Genomic DNA, 1,072 nt, shown 5'->3' with positions numbered 1-1,072 from the left:
TTGGCCATCGTTTAATCCGATTTAACGTGTGAAAGAGGCAGCCACGTGGCTACCCGAGAGGGGGCGGTGTATGCCGAAACAGGGGCGAAAGGTCAAGCAACATTGCTCGTGTTTCATCAGCGGCCTGTAAATTGCGCTGGGCGCTTTTCACTAAAGGCCGCCATACCTTCCTTTTGGTCTTCCGTGCCGAACAATCCGTGGAAGACCCGGCGTTCAAAACGTACCCCTTCGCTTAAAGGTGTTTCAAAGGCGCGGTCGACGGATTCCTTGGCGGCCATCACGGCCAACTTGCCATAGCCAGCGATGGTTTTGGCAACTTTTTGGGCTTCATCCAAGAGCGTATCCGCCGGCACAATGCGGGCCACAATGCCACAGCGCTCGGCCTCGACTGCGTCCATCATGCGCCCAGTCAAAATCATATCCATGGCTTTGGCCTTTCCGGCGGCGCGGGCAAAGCGTTGCGTGCCACCAGCGCCTGGAATGACGCCCAGCTTAATCTCTGGCTGACCAAACTTGGCCGTGTCAGCAGCCAAGATCATGTCGCACATCATGGCAAGCTCGCACCCACCACCCAAAGCGAAACCTGCAACAGCGGCAATGGTTGGTTTACGGCAGCGGGTTACGCGCTCCCAATTGGCGGTGATGAAGTCTTGGCCATAGACGTCTGCAAATGTCTTGGTCGCCATCTCTTTAATGTCCGCACCTGCGGCAAAAGCTTTGGCGGAGCCGGTAATGACGATCGCGCCCACATGATCGTCGGCCTCGACCGCATCAAGACATGCGGTCAACTCATTCATCAATTGCTGATTGAACGCATTAAGCGCGTCTGGACGGTTCAGGGTTATGGTTGCAACCCCGTCGACTAGGTTCAGAAGGATGGTTTCATAGGCCATAGGTAACTCCTGTTACGGATTATAATACGGAGCGGCGTCAGGTCTGACAGGTTGGGCAAAAAAAGCTGGATCGCCCCGACTGAACAATCCGTTGGATCGGCGCATGCGGCGTGCCGACGGCCGGGCTGCGCGGGCAGGGCAGCCCTTCGCGGCCATATACGTCGAACCTTTCTTGAAAA

The 1,072-nt window shown here is 56.2% G+C and carries 2 protein-coding genes; both read right to left on the bottom strand.

Annotated features, from left to right (window positions below; all coding sequences use genetic code 11):
• Nucleotides 1-116 precede the first annotated feature (116 nt).
• A complete protein-coding gene (locus tag ACOVRA_RS04855; RefSeq protein WP_421719316.1) occupies nt 117-893 on the bottom strand; it encodes an enoyl-CoA hydratase in 777 nt (258 codons plus the stop codon).
• Between the two features lie 37 nt (nt 894-930).
• Nucleotides 931-1,035, bottom strand: a complete 105-nt coding sequence (locus ACOVRA_RS04850) for a zinc finger domain-containing protein (protein ID WP_421719317.1) — start codon at nt 1,033-1,035, stop codon at nt 931-933.
• Nucleotides 1,036-1,072 lie beyond the last annotated feature (37 nt).

The sequence above is a fragment of the Aquidulcibacter sp. genome (genome assembly GCF_049239865.1).
In the GTDB taxonomy this organism is placed as follows: domain Bacteria; phylum Pseudomonadota; class Alphaproteobacteria; order Caulobacterales; family Aquidulcibacteraceae; genus Aquidulcibacter.
This window is presented reverse-complemented; position numbering and strand designations above follow the sequence as displayed.